We start from the raw sequence: 1,381 nt of genomic DNA, 5'->3' as shown, positions 1-1,381 counted from the left end.
CTCTCGCAATCGCGGCAGGTGAACTTCTCGCGCACTGTCTCGATGACCTTGAAGCGACGCGGGATCTCCTCCAGCGTCTCGGTCACATCCTCGCCGATCTTCGCCAGCCGCGATCCGCCGCAGCAGGTGCAGCTCGTCGGAGCGTCAATGACGACGCGCTCGTGTTCGATGTCCTCCGGCCAGGGCTTGCGCACCGATCGCTTGCGCGTGAAGGGGCGGACGTTCTGCGTCTTCGCCGCCGCGGCCTGCGCGGCAAGCTCATCCTCGCTCGCCGTGGTGGCAAGCTCTTCGAGCTCCAATTCCAACTGCTCGATTAGACGCGCCGTGCGCTCGGAGCGCTGCCCGTACAGTTCGCGTTTGAGCTTCTCGATCCGCAGCTCGAGATGTGCGATCAGCGCCTCGTTATCCGACAGCTCCGCCCGCGCACTGGCAGCCATCGCCTCAGCTCGCAGCCGCGCCTCACGCTCGGCCCGCAGAGCTGCCAGGGCACTGACAAGGTCCGATGGAAGGTCGTCCGGCTTCGATATCATGAAGCCATTGAATCAGATCAAGCACCGGATTTAAACCCGTAAAGCGGCTATCCGACCCGCATCGGACGCTGTGTTTCCTGAGGGTTGCGCCAATCGATCCCGGACAACAGATAGCTCAGCTGCGCCGGTGAGATCGTTACCGGTTCACCAGCAACCGATGGCCAGACGAACCTACCTTTCTCGAGTCTCTTGGTAAACAGGCATGCTCCCTGGCCATCGTGCCAAATCACCTTCAAAAGATCGCCGCGCTTACCCCTGAAGCAGAAAAGACCGCCATCCATAGGGTTGTGCTTGAGCACTTCCTGCACACGCAGAGCAAGACTCGGAAAGCCGCACCGCATATCGGTAGGGCCCGTCGCCAGCCACACTCGCACCCCCGTCGGGATCGGGATCACCGTAGCGTCTCCAACCCTCGCATGATCCGTAACAAAACCGCGACATCGACATTGAGGTCCACGATCACGCGTCGGCCATTCGCGGTCACGATCTCCAAAGTGCCAGTCGCCGCCGGCGCGGCAGGCTCTGTCGTCGACTGGATCTCCGGCACAATCTGGACTGGCTCAAATCCATCGACCTGACAGCCGCCAAGCCGTCCTTCGCGATAGGCCTTGCGCCACGAAAACAGAAGCTGCTTCGAAAGCCCATGACGCCGCGCTGTCGCCGACACCAGCCGCGGCTCCGAAAAACTTTCCTCGACAATTCGAAGCTTCTCGGCATCCGACCAGCGTCGACGCCGACCAGTCTCCACAATTTCAAGGCGGCTCACTTGGCGACTATCAGTAAGGATATCCATACCGACAGTCAGCTACAGACCGGACAACCCCACAAGACGGCCGTCCTCGGATGAGTAC

3 protein-coding genes are annotated in these 1,381 nt (G+C 61.2%); all 3 read right to left on the bottom strand.

Features of this window, described 5'->3' with window-relative positions:
- Positions 1-530: IS66 family transposase (locus tag Q2941_RS51215; RefSeq protein WP_458197488.1), on the bottom strand; the 530-nt coding region annotated here is incomplete at its 3' end.
- Between the two features lie 47 nt (positions 531-577).
- A complete protein-coding gene (gene tnpB, locus Q2941_RS51210) occupies positions 578-898 on the bottom strand; it encodes an IS66 family insertion sequence element accessory protein TnpB (RefSeq protein ID WP_458197490.1) in 321 nt (106 codons plus the stop codon).
- A gap of 23 nt (positions 899-921) precedes the next feature.
- On the bottom strand, positions 922-1,323 hold the full coding sequence (gene tnpA / locus Q2941_RS51205) for an IS66-like element accessory protein TnpA (protein ID WP_458197487.1): 402 nt from the start codon (positions 1,321-1,323) through the stop codon (positions 922-924).
- Positions 1,324-1,381: the final 58 nt, after the last annotated feature.

Source organism: Bradyrhizobium sp. UFLA05-153 (assembly GCF_054185185.1).
This window is presented reverse-complemented; position numbering and strand designations above follow the sequence as displayed.